Here is a 16205-nt window from a genome sequence, read left to right as displayed (position 1 = left end):
ACCTCCGACGGGTGCGCACGCGCAGTCCGGACGACACGGGTCGCGTCCGGCACGTGGTCGCCGCACCACCGGGAGGCGCGGCTCGCCTCACACACGGAGCCGCAGCCCCTGCGGGGTCGCCGCGAACCCCGCGGCCCGGAGCGCGCCACCGAGCGGCGTCTCGAGCACGAAGTCCCCGTCGACCCGCTCGACCGAGAGCTTCCGCAGCCCGGTCCGGACGATGCCGGCGATCGAGGAGGCGGCGGCAGCGAGGTCGGCGGCGTCGTCGGTGAAGGTGAGCACCGACTTGCCGCCGCGTTCCACGTACACGGTGAGCTTGCCGTCGACGGTCGTCACCAGTGCGCCCGCCTTCCGGCCCGGGCGGTGGCCCCGCGTGGTCTTGGCGCCGCTGCCGACCGCAGTCCCCGACGGGGCGGGTTCGACGTCGTCGGCTGCGACACCGTGGTCTGCGTCGCCCGTCGGCCACGGCAACGAGGCCCCGAACGGGTTCGCCGGGTCGGTCGCTGCGAGCGTGAGCGCCTCGCGCTTCCGGTCCGGATCGTCGCGTTCGTCGTCGCCGAGTTCGCGGGCGTAGGTTCGCAGCCGGTCGACGGTCGGGCCGGTGGCGAACTGGGCGGCACCGAGCCCCTCGACGAAGTACCCGCGACGAGCCCGGCCGGACTCCTCGAAGCGCGAGAGCACCCGGTACACCCCGGCGAAACCACCCCGGACGCCCTCGACCTGCACGGCGCCGCGGGTGACGACGCCGTAGCGTTCGAGCAGCTGTTCGGCGGTCGCCGCGGCCCGCACCGTCGAGTCGGACTCGGCCAGCGGCAGCAAGGACCACCGGCCCCCGACGGACGGCGGCCCGGACTGCGTCGGCATCGTCGGACGCCGACGGCCGCGGTAGGCCCGAGCCCGCGGAGCACTCGAGCTCTTCGCCTTGCCGCCGAGCATCGAGCGCAGCGGGGCGAACGTGTCGTTCGTGATCTGCCCGGCCCACACCAGGTCCCACAGCGCGGTGGTGAGCGCCTGGTCGTCGCTGCTGCCCACGGCCTGCCCCAGCTGCCGGAAGAAGTACGCGCCACCGCCGGCCAGGGCGCCGAGCACGTCCCGCTGCAGCTCGGTCGTCTCGTCCCCGGAGGGCTCGGCGAGCGTCGTCGCCGCGGTGTCGGCCAGGTGCAGGCGCACCCAGCCGTCGTTGCCGGGCAGGGTGCCCCCGCCGGACCACAGGACCTCGCCGGTGGCGGTGAGTTCGTCGAGCATGCTCGTCGAGTAGTCCGTGACGCGCGACGGCAGCACGAGGGTCTCCCAGGCGCTGGCGGGCAGGGCGACCCCGGCGAGCTGGTCGATCACCTGCAGGACGCCGTCGACGCCACGCAGCCCGCCGCGGGTCCCGGTGGTCTGCACGTGCTGCCACGCGGGCAGGAACCGGGCGAGGGTGTCCGGCGAGACCGGTTCGACCTCGTGCCGCAGGGCTGCCAGGGACTTCGTGCGGATCCGTCGCAGGACCTCGGCGTCGCACCACTCGGCGCCCTGGCGGTCGGGGCGGAACTCGCCCTCCACCACCCGGCGGTCGGCGACGAGTCGGCGCAGGGTGTCCTGCACGACGGCGATGCCCAGCCCGAGACGACCGGCGGCCTCCTGCGCGGAGAACGGTCCGTGCGACCGGGCGTAGCGGCCGATCAGGTCGCCGAGGGGATCGGCCACGGGCTCGACGAACGCCGTGGGCACACCGATCGGCAGCGGGACCCCGAGGGCGTCGCGCAGGCGGGCGGCGTCCTCGATCACGGCCCAGCGGGTCGCGCCGGCGTGCGAGAACGAGAGCACCCGGCGGTCCCGCTCCAACACCTGGAGCGTGCTCCGCAGCTCGGCGGTGGCCGCTGGACGGTCGGCGGTGTCGGCGAGCCAGCTCCGGTCGACCGCTTCGTCGAGGTCGAGCGCGCCGACGAGCCGCAGCACGTCCACGAGTCCTTCGGCATCACGGGCACGGCGGTCCGGCGACAGCCGCTGCAGGTCGCGCTCCACCGAGGTGATGACCGCCGGGTCGAGCAGCTCGCGCAGCTCCGCACGTCCGAGCAGTTCGCCGAGCAACGTCGAGTCGAGCGACAGGGCCGCTGCCCGGCGTTCGGCGAGCGGGGTGTCGCCCTCGTACATGAAGGCCGCGACGTACCCGAACAGGATCGACCGGGCGAACGGCGACGGCTGCTCGGTCTCCGTCTCGACCAGGCGGATCCGGCGTCCGGCGATGTCGTCGGCGATCCCGAGCAGCGCGGGCACGTCGTAGACGTCCTGCAGCACCTCGCGCACGGTCTCGAGCACGATCGGGAACGTCGGGTACTTCTGCGCGACCTCGAGCAGCTGCGAGGCCCGCTGCCGCTGCTGCCAGAGCGGCGACCGCTGCCCGGGGTTCCGTCGGGGCAGCAGCAGGGCGCGCGCCGCGCACTCGCGGAACCGGGCGGCGAACAGCGCCGAGCCGCCGACCTCGTCGGTGACCAGGGCCTCGAGGTCGTCGCGCTCGAACACGAACAGGTCGGCACCCGGCGGCTCGGCGTCGGTCTCCGGGATGCGGACGACGATGCCGTCGTCGGCCGCCATCGCGTCACCGTCGATGCCGTGCCGTTCGCGCAGCCGGGCGGCGACGGCAAGGGCCCACGGCGCGTGCACCTGCATGCCGTAGGGCGAGTGCAGGATGAGTCGCCAGTCCCCGAGCTCGTCGCGGAACCGCTCGATGACGAGCGTGGTGTCGTTCGGCACGTGACCGGTGGCCGCGCGCTGGTCGCGCAGGAAGGTCAGCAGGTTGGTGATCGCGCGCTCGTCCAGTCCACCGGCGGCGACGCGGGCGCGGGCGTCGTCGTCCGAGGCGCCCTCGACCTCGCGCACGAACGCACCGGTCGCCCGCCCGAGCTCGGCGGGCCGGCCGATGCCGTCGCCCTTCCAGAACGGCACGCGTCCGGGCTGCCCGAACGCCGGGCTCACGACGACGCGGTCGTGGGTGATCTCCTCGATCCGCCAGCTCGTCGCACCGAGGGCGAAGACGTCGCCCACGCGCGACTCGTAGACCATCTCCTCGTCGAGCTCGCCGACACGGGACGCCTTCTCGCCGACCATGAAGACGCCGAACATGCCGCGGTCGGGGATCGTCCCGCCGCTCGTCACCGCGAGTCGCTGCGCACCGGGGCGCCCGGTCAGGGTGCCGTGCACGCGGTCCCAGACCAGCCGTGGCCGGAGTTCGGCGAACTCGTCGCTCGGGTACCGGCCCGTGACCAGGTCGAGCGTCGCCTCGAACGCCGACCGGGGCAGGCCGCTGAACGGTGCGCTCCGCCGCACGAGCTCGAACCAGTGCTCGACGTCGAGGGTGTCGATCGCCCCGGCGGCCACGGTGTGCTGCGCCAGGACGTCGAGCGGGTTCGCCGGCACCGAGATCGACTCGATCTGACCCGTGACCATCCGCTCGACCGTGACCGCGCTGTTGACCAGGTCGGCCCGGTGCTTCGGGAACAGCACGCCGCGGGAGATCTCACCCACCTGGTGGCCGGCGCGACCGACGCGCTGCAGGCCGCTCGCGACCGACGGCGGCGCCTCGACCTGGACGACCAGGTCGACCTCGCCCATGTCGATGCCGAGCTCGAGTGAACTCGTCGCGACGACGCACCGCAGCCGACCGGACTTCAGGTCGTCCTCGATGATCGCGCGCTGGTCCTTCGACACCGAGCCGTGGTGTGCGCGGGCGAGCACCGGGACCGAGGCGTCCGAGCCCCCGCCGCCCGTCTGCCCGGACCCGCCGATCAGCTGCGCCGGCGGTCGCTTGGCCCCCTGGGGCGCGACGGCGTGCGCCGAGGTACGGGCCGGTGACTGTGGTCGGCCCCGCGCCGCGGGGAGCCCGTCGTCGTCCGGGGACGCCCCAGCCGGCACCAGCACGCCGTCACCGGCGGCGGCGAGCACGCGTTCCTCGTGGATCTCGTTGAGCCGCGCCGTGAGCCGTTCGGCCAGCCGCCGCGAGTTCGCGAACACGATGGTCGAGCGGTGTTCCTCGATCAGGTCGACGACACGTTCTTCGACGTGCGGCCAGATCGACCCGTTCGTCGGCGACTCGGACGCGTCCGCGCCGACCGGCGGCGCCCCGAGCTCGGTCATGTCGTCGACGGGCACGACGACCCGCAGGTCGAAGGTCTTCTGCGCGGGCGGCGCGATGATCGTCACCGGTGCACGGCCGCCGAGGAACCGCGCGACCTCTTCCGGCGGGCGGACGGTCGCGGACAGCCCGATGCGCTGCACCGGCTTGTCGAGCAGGTCGTCGAGGCGCTCGAGCGACACGGCCAGGTGCGCGCCGCGCTTGGTCGAGGCGACCGCGTGGACCTCGTCCACGATGACCGTGTCGACGTTCACCAGGGTCTCGCGCGCCTGCGAGGTGAGCATCAGGTAGAGCGACTCGGGCGTGGTGATGAGGATGTCCGGCGGCTGGCGCAGGAGCTTCTGGCGGTCGGACGACGGGGTGTCACCGCTGCGCACCCCGACCGTGACGTCCGGCGGTTCGGTGCCGAGGCGCCGAGCCGTCTGGGTGATGCCGACGAGCGGGCTCCGCAGGTTGCGCTCGACGTCGACGCCGAGGGCCTTGAGCGGCGAGACGTAGAGCACCCGCGTGCGCTGCTTCGCCGGCGGACGGTCCGTCGCGCTGATGAGCCGGTCGATCGACCACAGGAACGACGCCAGGGTCTTGCCGGAGCCGGTCGGGGCGATCACGAGTGCGTGCTGCCCGGTCGAGATGGCGTCCCACGCCCCGGCCTGCGCCGGCGTCGGTGCGTCGAAGGCGCCGCGGAACCACTCGGTGGTCGCGGGGGAGAAGCGCTCGAAGACGTCCGTCATGGTCCGTCCCATCCTGCCCGCCACCACCGACAGCAGGCCGAGCGCACGTACCCCTTGACAGAGCGATAGTTACCGATCTATCGTAAACACATCGCGATACGACGAAGACGATCAGGTCAGACCGGTCGCGAGCCGACTCAGCACGATGAAAGGACTCCTCATGCGCCCCTCGTATGACGACGACAGCAACACGTCCCCCCGCGACCAGCGCGGGTTCGGCCCGCGCGGCCCCCGCTTCGGCGGCGCGCGGCAGCACCACGGCGCCGGGTTCCCCGGCCGTGACCGCGGTGACCACGACCACGGCGGCCGCGGCTTCGGTGGTCGCGGTTTCGGCCCCGGCTTCGGCCCGGGCACGGGCTTCGGCCCCGGTTTCGGCGGGCCCGGCTTCGGCCGCGAACGCCGTCGCCGCGGTGACGTCCGCCTCGCGATCCTCGGTCTGCTGGCCGAGGGCCCGCAGAACGGGTACGCCGTGATCAAGACCATCGCCGAGCGCACCGGCGGCGCCTGGAAGCCGAGCCCCGGCTCGGTCTACCCGACGCTCCAGCAGCTCGTCGACGAAGACCTCGTGGTCTCGTCGGGCGACGGCCGCAAGACGCTCTTCGAGCTCACCGACGCCGGCAAGGCCGAGACCGAGGCCAAGGCCGACGAGATCGCTGCGGCACTCGACGGGGCTCCGGGCATCCCGGACGCCCAGCGCGAGTTCTTCGAGGCGCTGCGGAAGACCATGGGCGTCCTGCAGATGTACCGCAGCACCGCGACCGAGGAACAGGCCAAGGCCGCCACGGCCAAGGTGGACCAGCTCCGCAAGGACCTGCTCCAGATCCTCGCCGACTGACGGACGTCACCCGTGACGGACAGGAGGCCCGGTGCCAGCTGGCACCGGGCCTCCTGTCCGTCGTCGTGCGCCTACACCGCGTCGACGAAGGCCGCCACGTCCGCCAGCTCCGCCGTCGACACGGCGTGCGGCAGGCCCGCGTAGGAACGGTCGGTCACGTCGGTGTGCGCTGCGGCCCACGCCTGCGTCCGGGCGGTGGCCTCGGGCGGGATCACCGGGTCGAGGTCACCGTGCCCGAGGAACACCCGTGGTCGCACGGCCGACACGGCCTCGTCGCGGGAGTCCGTGATGCCCGGAACGACGAACCCCGACAGCGACACCGCGAACGCGAACGCCGCGGGCCGGGCGCGCAGGAGCTGGAGCGCCATCGAGCCGCCCTGCGAGAAGCCGAGCAGCCCGATCCGCGGGTGGTCGGCGGCGACGGAGTCGATCCAGTCGAGCACCTCGGCGGTCGCGGCGTCCACCGCCTCGGGCGCTGGGGAGCCGGGCGTGCCGAGCGGGTACCAGCTGAAGCCGGGCCCCCACGGCATCGGCGCGCGGAGCGACGCGACGGTCCACGCGGGCGGCAGCGCGGGGGCGAGCCCGAGCAGGTCGTGCTCGTTCGAGCCCACCCCGTGCATCGCCACGAGCAGGGGTGTGCCCCGCCGGTCCGAGGCACTCCGTGTCCACTGCACCAGGTCCGCGTCGATCATGTGGACAACGCTAACCATCCCCAACTCCCGCGCCTTCCGCCGAACTCGCCGCCGTCCCTGGTAGACACGGTGCATGTCCTCGCTGCGCACCCCCGATCCCGACTCCGGCTGGCTGTCCGACGAGGAGCTCGCGAACGTCCGCCGTCGTCTGCCGATCTGCTACGTCGAGGCGGTCCCCGTCCGCACCGACGGCCTCGGCGTCGTGACCGAGGTCGGCGTGCTGCTGCGCGTCTCCCCGAGCGGTCTCATCGCCCGCACCCTGGTGTCCGGCCGCGTGATGTTCGGCGAGTCGATCCGCACCGCGCTGTTCCGCCACCTCGAGAAGGACCTCGGGCCGATGGCGTTCCCGCAGCTGCCCTCGAGCCCGACGCCGTTCACCGTGGCCGAGTACTTCCCGCTGCCCGGTGCCTCGGTGTACACCGACGAGCGGCAGCACGCGATCTCGCTGGCGTACGTCGTCCCCGTCACGGGGACGTGCGAGCCCCGGCAGGACGCCCTCGAGCTCACGTGGATGAGCCCGATGGAGGCCGCGTCCGACGCCGTCGCCGACGAGATGGAAGGCGGCCGCGGCGCACTGCTGCGGGCCGGCCTGGCATCGGTCGGCGCCCTGCACTAGCCCGACCGGGGCTTCCACGCCCGGCGCACGACGAAGCCCGCGCACGACGAAGCCCCCGGATCCGATCGGATCCGGGGGCTTCGCAGCGCGGTCGCGAACCGGCTTAGTGCTTGTCGTCCTTGAAGCTGTCGGCGACGCCGTGCGCGGCGTCCTTGACGTCGGTGACGCCCTGCTTCGCCGAGGCCTTGCCCTGGTCGGTCTGGCCTTCGGCCTTCAGCCGGTCGTTACCGGTCGCGTTGCCGGCGGCTTCCTTGACCTTGCCTGCCGCCTTCTCAGCGGCGTTCTTGATGTCATCGATGCCAGCCATAGGCACTCCTTCCAGAAGCGGACGTGTTCCCCGTCAGCCGCTTGCGCGGCATCCGGTGAGTGAGACCGTACGCCCGGCGGAGTACCCCACCCCCAGCCCCCGCCAAGGTTCGCCCGAGCCCTGACGCAAAACACCGGTGTTCACGGAACACACCGCGGGATGCGGGGGTTCGAAACGTGAACACCGGTGTTTTGCGTGCACCGACGCGCTCAGGCCGACTGGGTCAGGCCGCGTGGGTCAAGCGCGTGGGTCAGTGGCGGTCGGCAGCGCCGGCCGGACGGGAGGCGCGGCGCGAGCCACCACGACGGTTGCCGCCCGACTCGTTGCCGGACCGACCCGCGGCGTAGCCGCCCTCGGACGACCACACGGCCGACGAGCCGCCGCGCACGACGTCGCTGCTGCCCGAGCGACGGTTGCCGCCGCTGCGGCGACCACCGGTCGAACCGGCGGCCGCGGCACCGGAGCGCCCGGCACCCTCGGTCCGTGCGCCACGGGCCGGACGGCCCCCGGCCGAACCGGCGGACTCGCCAGCCGAGCCGGAGCGCGCGGGCTGCGCCGCGCCTCCAGACCGACCGCCGCGACCACGGCGACGACCGCCGCCGTCACCGGCGGACTCGGCCGAACGCTGCTTGGGCTGACGCTGCTGGGTGGGCTGCTCCTCGGCCACGTGGCGGATCGGAGCGACCTCGCCGACGAGCGCGGTGACGGCCGGGGAGGTCGCCGTGACGTGCTGCGGGGTGACCTTGATCGCGGCAGCACGCATCATCTGCGCGACGTCGCGACGCTCGGCGGGCATCGTCACCGTGACGACGTCACCGGACGAACCGGCACGCGCCGTGCGGCCCGAGCGGTGCAGGTACGCCTTGTGCTCGGTGGGCGGGTCGACGTGCACGACGAGCTCGACGTTGTCGACGTGCACACCGCGGGCGGCGACGTCGGTGGCGACGAGCACGAGGGCCTCGCCGGAGGAGAACTTCGCGAGGTTGCGCTCACGGGCACCCTGCGACAGGTTGCCCTGCAGGTCGACGGCCGGGATCCCCTGGCTGCTGAGCTGCTTGGCCAGGCGCTTGGCGTGGTGCTTCGTGCGCATGAAGAGGATGCGGCGACCGTTGCCCGAGGCGAGGGCGCTCACGAGGTGCTTCTTCGCGTCGGCGTCGGCGACCTCGAACAGGTGGTGGGTCATCGCCTCGACGGGGCTGTTCGCCTCGTCGACGGAGTGCATCACCGGGTTGTGCAGGAACTTCTTGACGAGCTTGTCCACGCCGTTGTCGAGCGTGGCGGAGAACAGCAGTCGCTGCCCGTTCTCGGGCGTCGCCTGCATGATCTTGGTCACGCCGGGCAGGAAGCCCATGTCGGCCATGTGGTCGGCCTCGTCGAGGACGGTGACCTCGATGTCGCCCAGGTTCACGTGGCCCTGCTGCATGAGGTCGGCGAGGCGACCCGGGCAGGCGACCACGACGTCGACGCCGCCGCGCAGGGCGTCGACCTGACGACCCTGACCGACGCCACCGAAGATGGTCGTGGTGTTGAGGCCCATGGCCTTGGCGAGCGGGGCGAGGGCGACGTCGATCTGGGTCGCGAGCTCACGGGTCGGAGCGAGCACCAGGGCGCGGGGGCGGCCGGCGCGGCGCTTGCGGCCGCTGGCGGCGAGGCGGGCGACGAGCGGGATCGCGAAGGCTATGGTCTTGCCGGAGCCGGTGCGGCCGCGGCCGAGGACGTCCTTGCCCTGCAGGGAGTCCGGGAGGGTGTCCGCCTGGATGGGGAACGCCATGTCCTTGCCCTGGTCGGCGAGGACGGAGACCATCGGCGCGGGGACGCCGAGGTCGGAGAAACGGATGTCTTCGGTGGTCATGGTGACCTTTCGAGCCGGAGCAGTCCGGCTGTGGGCGCGCTCTGAGGCAGCGCGCGGGCGGGATGCGCGCCAACGGATGTGGCTGGCGCAGTCGCCGCAGCAGAGAAGCCTGGGCACCTTCGTGAGGTGCTCGATCATCGACCGGAGTCTGGAGACAGCTGGTCGGGAGTTCGGGGCGTCCGTACGACGCACGAGGCGATCGGCGCCTCGAGTACGACCAGCATAGCGTGCACATGCCCGGAACGGCGAGGGCGGGGTCGTTCGCCCGTGGCGTGCGAGGATTCCGGGGTGCGCACGCGATCCGTCCTGTTGACCACCGCGATGGCCCTGGTGGCCGTCCTCGGCACCGCCGGTTGCGCCGAGGCCGCCACGCCCAGCGCGGCCGGGAGCTACCGCAACCTGCCGACCTCGGGTCGCGTGGACTACCAGCTCGGCGGCGGGTACACCCCGCCCTCCGGCGTGACGATCGTCGAGCGCGACAGCACCGACCGCCCGGCGAAGGGCAAGTACAACATCTGCTACGTCAACGGGTTCCAGACGCAGCCCGAGGCCGCCAGCACGTGGAAGAAGTCGTACCCGTCGGCGATCCTCCGCGACCGTGCGGGAAAGCCGGTCTCGGACCCGGGGTGGCCGGACGAGATGCTCCTCGACACCCGGACCGCGGCCAAGCGTGCCCTGATCACGAAGGTGCTCGCGAAGACCGTCGCCCGCTGCGGTGACCGCGGGTTCGACGCGGTGGAGTTCGACAACCTCGACTCGTGGACCCGGAGCGGCAAGCGGCTGACCCGTGCCGGCAACCTGGCGCTCGCGAAGTCGCTCGTCGCCGAGGGACACCGGCACGGCCTGGCCGTGGGGCAGAAGAACACCCCGCAGCTCGGGGCGTCCGGCAGGAAGCAGACCGGGTTCGACTTCGTCGTCGCCGAGGAGTGCGTGCAGTACCGGGAGTGCGCCGCGTACACGAAGGCCTACGGCGGACGGGTCATCGACGTCGAGTACTCGGACACGCTCGAGGGCTCGTGGGCGTCGGTCTGCGGGCTGGAGAGCCGTCCGGCCATGACGATCCTGCGTGACCGCGACCTGGTGACCCCGGAGGACGACGCGTACGTGTACGAGCACTGCTGAGCGCTCGGAACGGTCCTTCCCAGAACGCCTGCGATGCCTGGTCGGATCGGGCGTACCGGGTCAGAACTTCCGACCGGGTACGCCCGGAACGACCGGGTACGCCCGGAAGCGCCAGCCAGCCACCCGCGCCAGCCAGCCACCCGCCCTCGCCAGCGCTAGGCCGGCCAGGCCTCCCGCAACGCGGTCGCGGCCTGGTCCGCCGACAGCCCTGCCGAGCGGGCCGCAGCGGCCAGGGCACGAGCAGCCTCGGCCACCGCGTCCGGCACCGCTGCCGGCCGCACCACGCGGGTGCCGGCGCCCCGTGCGGTGTGCACGAGCCCGGCCTCCTCGAGCAGCTGGTAGGCCTTCGCGACGGTGCCGGCGGCGAGCCCGAGCTCGTCCGCCAGCCCACGGACGCTCGGCAGCCGTTCGCCGTCCACCAGGTACCCGGCGGTGATCTGCGCGGCGATCTGCGATCGGACCTGCTCGAACGGCGGCACGCGGCCACCGACGTCGAGGGCGACGAGTCCTGTCATGCGTTCCACCCTAGAAGTCGTACTGCTCGCCGACGGGGATCGGGACCGGCACGGTGTTGCCCGGAGGCGCGAGCGGGCACGCCCACGCCGGGTCGTACGCGCACGACGGGTTGTATGCGAAGTTGAAGTCGAGCACGAGCGACCCGAGGTCGTCGCCGCCCAGGTCCGAGCCCTTGATGGTGTCGAGCAGGTAGCGTCCGCCACCGTACGTGCCGCGGGCCTTGCCGGCGCTGGCGTCCTTGACCGGGACGAACACCCCGCCCGCGTAGCCGCCGTGCTTCCAGACGTCGAGCGTGCCGACACCGGGGACCCGCACGAGGCCGAGCCGGTCGAAGTGGACCACGCCGTCGGTGCCGGTCTCGAAGTCGAACTCGGCGGGCTCCGTGGACTCGATGCGCACCTGGAACCGCCACGCGGGGTCGTAGTCCGGCACCGGCAGGGACTCGAAGTCGCGGGCGTCCTCGTCGAGTAGCGGTGACGCCGGGTGCTCCGCGAACATCGCGTCCCGGGTCTCGCGCCAGAGCGCGTGCGCCGTCTGGGGGTCCGGGGTGGCGCGGACGCGGCGGTACAGGTCGAACGTCATCCGCCGCCAATCCGTCGTCGCCAGCGTGCTGCGCACGCGGTCGTCGGTCGTCGGCTCCTGGGGGCGCGTCTGGCTCACGTGGTCGAGGCTACGCCCGCTCCGCGGTGGACGGGAGGCCCGACCCGCGTCACGTCACTCGCCGTCGGTCCGCCAGGTGGGCGCGAGGGCGCGCATCCGGAACGCCCGCCACTGCCAGATGACCCACATGCCGGGCCACAGGGCGAGCCCGAGGACGGCCGGTCGCATCCGGTAGGTCAGGCGGTCGAGCAGCAGGGTGCGGCCTCCCGGTGCGGGGACGACGGCCATCCGGTGCGACATCGTCATCCGCCCGAACAACCCGGACGTGCCGCCGCCGTTGTCGCGCTGCACCGGGACCCCCTGGACCTCGTACAGGTCGAGGTCGACGTGCGTGTCGCCGCTCGGCACCAGCCCGAAGGCGTCCGCGGTGATCGGGTGCGGGTGCCCGGGCTCCCAGCGCTCCGGGAACCCCCGGGGGTCGCGCGAGCGGTACGCCAGGAACGGCTTCGTCACCGCCACCATCACGGACGGGGACAGCAGGGCATCGCGCACGGCGTCGACCGGCGCATCGAGGACGATCCGGAGGCCGACGTGCATGGCGGTGACGCTACGCCCGCGGGCTGGACGGCGCGCCGTGGCTCGCTGGGCGACGACGCAGACGTGACGACGCCGGCGAGACGCCTCAGGCGTGACGACGCAGACGCGACGACGCCGGCGCGACGCCTCAGGCGTGCCGGGCCGACCGACGGCGGGACCCCTCGGCGCGGTCGTGCCGCCGGAGCCGCTCGGCCAGCGAGAGGCGGACCGCCGGCCACTCCGACGCGATGACGGAGAACACCACGGTGTCGCGCAGGGTGCCGTCACGGCCGATCGCGTGGTTCCGGAGCACGCCGTCCTGCTTGGCACCGAGGCCCGCGATGGCCGCTCGGGACTGCAGGTTGTGCCAGTGGGTGCGGAACTCGACCGCGATGCACTGCCACGCCTCGAACGCGTGCGACAGCATGAGCAGCTTCGACTCGGTGTTGATCCCCGATCGCTGCGCGGACCTGGCCAGGAACGTGCTGCCGATCTCGACACGGCGGTTGCCCGAGTCGATGTGCATGAAGGTCGTCGCACCCACCACCCGGCCGGTCGGGCGGTCCCGCACGGCGAAGGGCACCATGCGGCCGGCCTCGTGCTCGGCGAGCCGCCGGTCGATCTCGGCCTCGACCTGTGCCGGGGCGGGCACCGAGGTGTACCAGGTGCGCCACAGATCGCCGTCCGCGACCGCCGCCCGCAGGTCTTCCGCGTGCTCCTGCCCGAGGGGCTCGAGTGTCACACGGTCGCCGGTCAGGGTGGGTACGGGGGCGATCTCCATGACCATGCATCCTAGGGTCGACGACCCTGGCGGAACCCGGTCGGACGGCGACCCTGTGGAGAGGGACAGCATCGCCCGGGCGGCTATCGTGACGGACGTGGCAGAACGCACCCAGGAGAAGTACCAGGTCCGGTTCGCGTGGGGTCCCGGAGGTGCGGCTCGCATCGCCCACGGCACCCACCTGCTCGTCTGGGTCGACGCCCTGCCGCCGACTCCCGACGCCGCCGCACAGCGGCGCGCGCTGCGGAACCTGACCGCCCAGTTGCCGCAGGGTCCGGAGGTCGTGCTCGGCCACCTCGGCAACGCGGCGGCGGTCGCCGAACGGGTGACGGGCCTCCAGGCCGCACGCGGTGACCGGTGCGTCGTCGCGATCGTGGCCGCCGGGCTGCACCACACCGCTGCCCTCGACGACGCGGCCGAGGCGGCGGGGGAGTCCGTCGACGTCGCCGACGCACCCGACTTCGCCGTCGAGGACCTGCTCGCCGCCGGAGCCGTCGTCGACGCGCTCACCGAGGTCGGCATCGACCACACCTCACCCGAGGCCGCCGCGGCCTGCGCGGCGTACACGGGGCTGCGCCGCGCAGTGCGGCACCTGGTCAGCGCGTCCGAGGGAGCCGCCGCCCTGAGCCGTGACGACGTGCTCGCGGCGCTCGCCGCGGGCCCCGACCTGACCGTCCTGCGGGAATCGGGGGAGCGCGCGTAGCGTTCGCCCCGTCACGGAACCAGCGAGCGAAGGAGCAACGCCATGAAGGCAGTCGTCGGCGACACGGTGATCGCGGAGGCCCCCGAAGAGGACCTCATCAAGATCGAGGGCAACTGGTACTTTCCGCCGTCGAGCGTGAAGACCGAGCTCTTCACCGAGAGCCCCACCCAGTACCACTGCCCGTGGAAGGGCGACACCCAGTACTTCACGGTGAACGTCGACGGACAGGCGCTGCAGGACCGCGCGTGGTCGTACCCGACGCCGATCCCGTCGTCGTTCGACCGCGTCGGCAAGGACTACTCGGGCTACGTCGCGTTCTGGAAGGACGTCCAGGTCGTCGAGTGACGACCGCCCGTCACCCTGACCGGTCGTGCCTCAGCCGGTCAGGGTGAGCACGACCAGTGCGACGTTGAGCGCCACGATGACCGCCGCGATCACCCACGCCACCACGCGGGTGGGCGCGGCGTTCACGTCGGTCCCCATCACGCTCCGTCGCGAGGTGTAGACCACCAGGGGCACGATCGCGAAGGCGATCCCGAAGCTCAGCACCACCTGGCTGACGACGAGCAGCATCGTCGCGTCGGCGTTCAGGGCGAGCAGCACGATCGCGGGCACCAGGGTGATCGCGCGCCGGGCCACGAGCGGGATCCGCACGTGCAGCAGGCCCTTCATGATCTCCGCGCCGGCCATGCAGCCCACCGAGGTCGAGGCCAGGCCGGACGCGAGCAGGCCCACGGCGAAGAGCACCCCGACGACCGGGCCGACGTTCTCGGCGATGGCGCGCTGCGCACCGGGGATGGAGTCGGTGCCCGCGACTCCGGGCAGGGTGGCCGCGGCGAGGACGAGCATCGCGATGTTCACCCCACCCGCGACGATCAGCGCGAGCCCGACGTCCCACCGAGTCGCGACGAGCACCCGGCGACGCTCCGGCCCGGCGGGGACGTCCCCGTGGCGGTCCCGGGCGAGCGCCGAGTGCAGGTACACCGCGTGCGGCATCACGGTTGCGCCGAGCATCGAGGCCGCGAGCAGCACCGACCCGGCGCCCTCGAACCGCGGCACGAGCCCGGCGACCAGGTCGGCCGGTGTGACCCTGGCGAACAGCAGCCCGGCGCAGAAGCCCACCGTCAGGATCGCGAGCATCGCCGTCACCACGGTCTCGAACAGGCGCGTGCCCCGGCGGCTGTGCAGGGTCAGCAGGAGCATCGAGACGAGCCCGGTGATGATCCCGCCGACCACGAGTGGCAGGTCGAAGAGCAGGTAGAGCGCCAGCGCGCCGCCGATGACCTCGGCGATGTCGGTCGCGGCGGCGACGATCTCGGCCTGGCCCCAGAACAGCAGGCGCGGCGTTCGTCGCATCCGCAGGCCGAGGTGTTCGGGCAGCGACTTGCCCGTCACCACCCCGAGCTTGGCGGACAGGTACTGCACCACCACGGCGCTGGCGTTCGCGGCCACGAGCACCCAGAGCAGCAGGTACCCGTACTCGGCGCCGGCCGTCAGGTTGGCGGCGACGTTGCCCGGGTCGACGTACGCGATGGCCGCCACGAAGGCCGGTCCGAGCAGGGTGAGCCCGGCTGCGCGACGACGCGGGGCACCGGATGGGTGCTCGTCGAGCCGGGGGCTGGCAGTGTCGGTCATGCACCGATCCTGCCAGAGAATTCGGCTCACCGAATCTTTTTCTTCGTAGTGTCGTGGTGCTGGCCGGTCGCCGCTCGAGCGTGCGTGTGTCGGGTGGTCAGGACCCGTCGGCTGGGACGCCGCCAGCAGTCGGTGACCGCTCGGCCGAGGTGCGCGGGGTGTCGTGACCGCTCGCGGAAGGCGGACAGGAGGCCCGTGGCGGCGCCGCCACGGGCCTCCCGGCCGGTGGCTGGTCGCGACTCGTCGCTTGCTTCGCGTCGGGTGGTCGCAACCTGACGGTTGCGACGCCGTCGGGCGACGGTTGGTGACCGCTCAGCGGAGGTGAGCGGGGTGTCGCGACTCGCCCCCTCCCGGACAACGAGGGGAAGGTGTCAGCTCGGGCTCACTCCGCGGCGCGGCGAGCACGGTGCGCCCGGACCTTCGCCCGGTTGCCGCACCGCTGCATCGAGCACCAGCGACGGGTCCCACCGCGCGACGAGTCGTAGAACACCAGGCCGCAGTCCTCGGCCGAGCACCGGCTCAGGCGCGTCGGCCGGCCGTCGGCCTCGACGTCGTCGAAGCCGACCTCGGTGAAGAGCGCGACGGCGTCGCGCGCGACGCTCGACAGGGCCTGCGCCAGGCGGACCCGGTTCGCTCCGGCGCGGCGTCGGCCACCCGGGAGGCTCGGGGGCACGTCCGGCAGGGCGGCGAACAGGTTGACGGTGTCGATGTCGTCGGGCGCGGGGCGCGTGCGGCCGGCTCCGGCACGCAGGCCCACCGCCACGGCGGTGCGCTCCGCGGCGGTGCTCGCCGGCGCGGGGGCGGCGGCCACGGCGAGCCGGGCGATCGCGGCACGCAGGGCACGGGCGTCCTGCAGCTCGCGGGCGCTGGCACCGACGTCGATCGGCTCGGTGTGCTCGCTGAGCCACTCGTCCAGGTCGGCCGGGCTCGCGAGCAGCTCCCCGAGCTGCGACCGCGGTCGGCGTCCGGTGGGGTCGTCGGCGAAGCCACCCGTGTGCGCGAAGTCGAGCGCGATCCGTCCGGCGTCGAAGAACCAGGAGGAACCGGCGTCCGTGCGGATGTGCTGCCCCGTGTGCATCCGCCCAGGCTAACGGGTTACCGGCGCGCCTCCGTGCGTCGGGCACC

The 16205-nt window shown here is 73.0% G+C and carries 15 protein-coding genes; 5 read left to right on the top strand and 10 right to left on the bottom strand.

From position 1 onward, the window contains the following. Positions 1–87: 87 nt before the first annotated feature. Positions 88–4845, bottom strand: a complete 4758-nt coding sequence (locus tag ORG17_RS16660; RefSeq protein ID WP_214526101.1) for an Lhr family ATP-dependent helicase — start codon at positions 4843–4845, stop codon at positions 88–90. 160 nt (positions 4846–5005) lie between these two features. Between ORG17_RS16660 and ORG17_RS16655 the strand changes: the two genes are divergently transcribed. Beyond that, positions 5006–5680, top strand: a complete 675-nt coding sequence (locus tag ORG17_RS16655) for a PadR family transcriptional regulator (protein ID WP_214526102.1) — start codon at positions 5006–5008, stop codon at positions 5678–5680. Positions 5681–5751: 71 nt separating this feature from the next. On the opposite strand, the gene ORG17_RS16650 is transcribed toward ORG17_RS16655, so the two are convergent. Further along, complete coding sequence (locus ORG17_RS16650; RefSeq protein WP_051597006.1) at positions 5752–6372, bottom strand: alpha/beta hydrolase; 621 nt, start codon at positions 6370–6372, stop codon at positions 5752–5754. Between the two features lie 73 nt (positions 6373–6445). Between ORG17_RS16650 and ORG17_RS16645 the strand changes: the two genes are divergently transcribed. Next, positions 6446–6988, top strand: a complete 543-nt coding sequence (locus tag ORG17_RS16645; protein WP_027466763.1) for an NUDIX hydrolase family protein — start codon at positions 6446–6448, stop codon at positions 6986–6988. Positions 6989–7091: 103 nt separating this feature from the next. On the opposite strand, the gene ORG17_RS16640 is transcribed toward ORG17_RS16645, so the two are convergent. Next, positions 7092–7295 (bottom strand): CsbD family protein, encoded by a 204-nt coding sequence (locus ORG17_RS16640; protein WP_027466762.1) that lies wholly within the window; start codon positions 7293–7295, stop codon positions 7092–7094. A gap of 250 nt (positions 7296–7545) precedes the next feature. Beyond that, entirely contained in the window at positions 7546–9147 is a 1602-nt protein-coding gene (locus tag ORG17_RS16635) for a DEAD/DEAH box helicase (RefSeq protein WP_214526103.1), read from the bottom strand. A gap of 288 nt (positions 9148–9435) precedes the next feature. On the opposite strand from ORG17_RS16635, the gene ORG17_RS16630 reads away from it, so the two are divergent. Further along, complete coding sequence (locus ORG17_RS16630; RefSeq protein WP_214526104.1) at positions 9436–10269, top strand: endo alpha-1,4 polygalactosaminidase; 834 nt, start codon at positions 9436–9438, stop codon at positions 10267–10269. Between the two features lie 155 nt (positions 10270–10424). On the opposite strand, the gene ORG17_RS16625 is transcribed toward ORG17_RS16630, so the two are convergent. The 4 genes from ORG17_RS16625 to ORG17_RS16610 all read right to left on the bottom strand — a co-directional run bounded on the left by ORG17_RS16625 (position 10425) and on the right by ORG17_RS16610 (position 12748). Continuing rightward, complete coding sequence (locus ORG17_RS16625) at positions 10425–10784, bottom strand: GntR family transcriptional regulator (protein ID WP_035809483.1); 360 nt, start codon at positions 10782–10784, stop codon at positions 10425–10427. A gap of 10 nt (positions 10785–10794) precedes the next feature. Beyond that, positions 10795–11367 (bottom strand): DUF1684 domain-containing protein, encoded by a 573-nt coding sequence (locus ORG17_RS16620; protein WP_214526155.1) that lies wholly within the window; start codon positions 11365–11367, stop codon positions 10795–10797. A gap of 132 nt (positions 11368–11499) precedes the next feature. Continuing rightward, complete coding sequence (locus ORG17_RS16615; RefSeq protein ID WP_110859471.1) at positions 11500–11982, bottom strand: hypothetical protein; 483 nt, start codon at positions 11980–11982, stop codon at positions 11500–11502. 127 nt (positions 11983–12109) lie between these two features. Next, positions 12110–12748, bottom strand: coding sequence for a GNAT family N-acetyltransferase (locus ORG17_RS16610; RefSeq protein ID WP_214526105.1), 639 nt, complete (start codon positions 12746–12748; stop codon positions 12110–12112). A gap of 91 nt (positions 12749–12839) precedes the next feature. Here ORG17_RS16610 and ORG17_RS16605 point away from each other — a divergent pair, with 91 nt between their 5' ends. Together ORG17_RS16605 and ORG17_RS16600 are read left to right on the top strand one after the other, a co-directional pair. Beyond that, positions 12840–13445, top strand: coding sequence for a hypothetical protein (locus ORG17_RS16605; protein ID WP_250892046.1), 606 nt, complete (start codon positions 12840–12842; stop codon positions 13443–13445). A gap of 42 nt (positions 13446–13487) precedes the next feature. Continuing rightward, positions 13488–13790 (top strand): DUF427 domain-containing protein, encoded by a 303-nt coding sequence (locus ORG17_RS16600; protein WP_027466755.1) that lies wholly within the window; start codon positions 13488–13490, stop codon positions 13788–13790. A gap of 30 nt (positions 13791–13820) precedes the next feature. Here the strand turns inward: ORG17_RS16600 and ORG17_RS16595 are convergent, their stop codons facing one another. Together ORG17_RS16595 and ORG17_RS16590 are read right to left on the bottom strand one after the other, a co-directional pair. Continuing rightward, complete coding sequence (locus ORG17_RS16595; protein WP_173032721.1) at positions 13821–15080, bottom strand: Nramp family divalent metal transporter; 1260 nt, start codon at positions 15078–15080, stop codon at positions 13821–13823. A 382-nt stretch (positions 15081–15462) separates the two neighbouring features. Next, the gene (locus ORG17_RS16590; RefSeq protein WP_214526106.1) at positions 15463–16158 is read right to left on the bottom strand and encodes a CGNR zinc finger domain-containing protein; all 696 of its coding nucleotides are present in this window, start codon (positions 16156–16158) and stop codon (positions 15463–15465) included. Positions 16159–16205 lie beyond the last annotated feature (47 nt).

The sequence above is a fragment of the Curtobacterium flaccumfaciens pv. betae genome (genome assembly GCF_026241855.1).
In the GTDB taxonomy this organism is placed as follows: Bacteria; Actinomycetota; Actinomycetes; order Actinomycetales; family Microbacteriaceae; genus Curtobacterium; species Curtobacterium flaccumfaciens.
Note: the sequence above shows the minus strand (reverse complement) of the source record. Positions and strands in the feature narration are given on the sequence as shown.

What these genes read in the sequence shown, in the direction of transcription:
- ORG17_RS16660 (WP_214526101.1), bottom strand. Translation starts at nt 4,845, where the DNA reads ATGACGGACGTCTTCGAGCGCTTCTCCCCCGCGACCACCGAGTGGTTC.
- ORG17_RS16655 (WP_214526102.1), top strand. Translation starts at nt 5,006, where the DNA reads ATGCGCCCCTCGTATGACGACGACAGCAACACGTCCCCCCGCGACCAG.
- ORG17_RS16650 (WP_051597006.1), bottom strand. Translation starts at nt 6,372, where the DNA reads ATGATCGACGCGGACCTGGTGCAGTGGACACGGAGTGCCTCGGACCGG.
- ORG17_RS16645 (WP_027466763.1), top strand. Translation starts at nt 6,446, where the DNA reads ATGTCCTCGCTGCGCACCCCCGATCCCGACTCCGGCTGGCTGTCCGAC.
- ORG17_RS16640 (WP_027466762.1), bottom strand. Translation starts at nt 7,295, where the DNA reads ATGGCTGGCATCGATGACATCAAGAACGCCGCTGAGAAGGCGGCAGGC.
- ORG17_RS16635 (WP_214526103.1), bottom strand. Translation starts at nt 9,147, where the DNA reads ATGACCACCGAAGACATCCGTTTCTCCGACCTCGGCGTCCCCGCGCCG.
- ORG17_RS16625 (WP_035809483.1), bottom strand. Translation starts at nt 10,784, where the DNA reads ATGACAGGACTCGTCGCCCTCGACGTCGGTGGCCGCGTGCCGCCGTTC.
- ORG17_RS16620 (WP_214526155.1), bottom strand. Translation starts at nt 11,367, where the DNA reads ATGACGTTCGACCTGTACCGCCGCGTCCGCGCCACCCCGGACCCCCAG.
- ORG17_RS16615 (WP_110859471.1), bottom strand. Translation starts at nt 11,982, where the DNA reads ATGCACGTCGGCCTCCGGATCGTCCTCGATGCGCCGGTCGACGCCGTG.
- ORG17_RS16610 (WP_214526105.1), bottom strand. Translation starts at nt 12,748, where the DNA reads ATGGTCATGGAGATCGCCCCCGTACCCACCCTGACCGGCGACCGTGTG.
- ORG17_RS16600 (WP_027466755.1), top strand. Translation starts at nt 13,488, where the DNA reads ATGAAGGCAGTCGTCGGCGACACGGTGATCGCGGAGGCCCCCGAAGAG.
- ORG17_RS16595 (WP_173032721.1), bottom strand. Translation starts at nt 15,080, where the DNA reads ATGACCGACACTGCCAGCCCCCGGCTCGACGAGCACCCATCCGGTGCC.
- ORG17_RS16590 (WP_214526106.1), bottom strand. Translation starts at nt 16,158, where the DNA reads ATGCACACGGGGCAGCACATCCGCACGGACGCCGGTTCCTCCTGGTTC.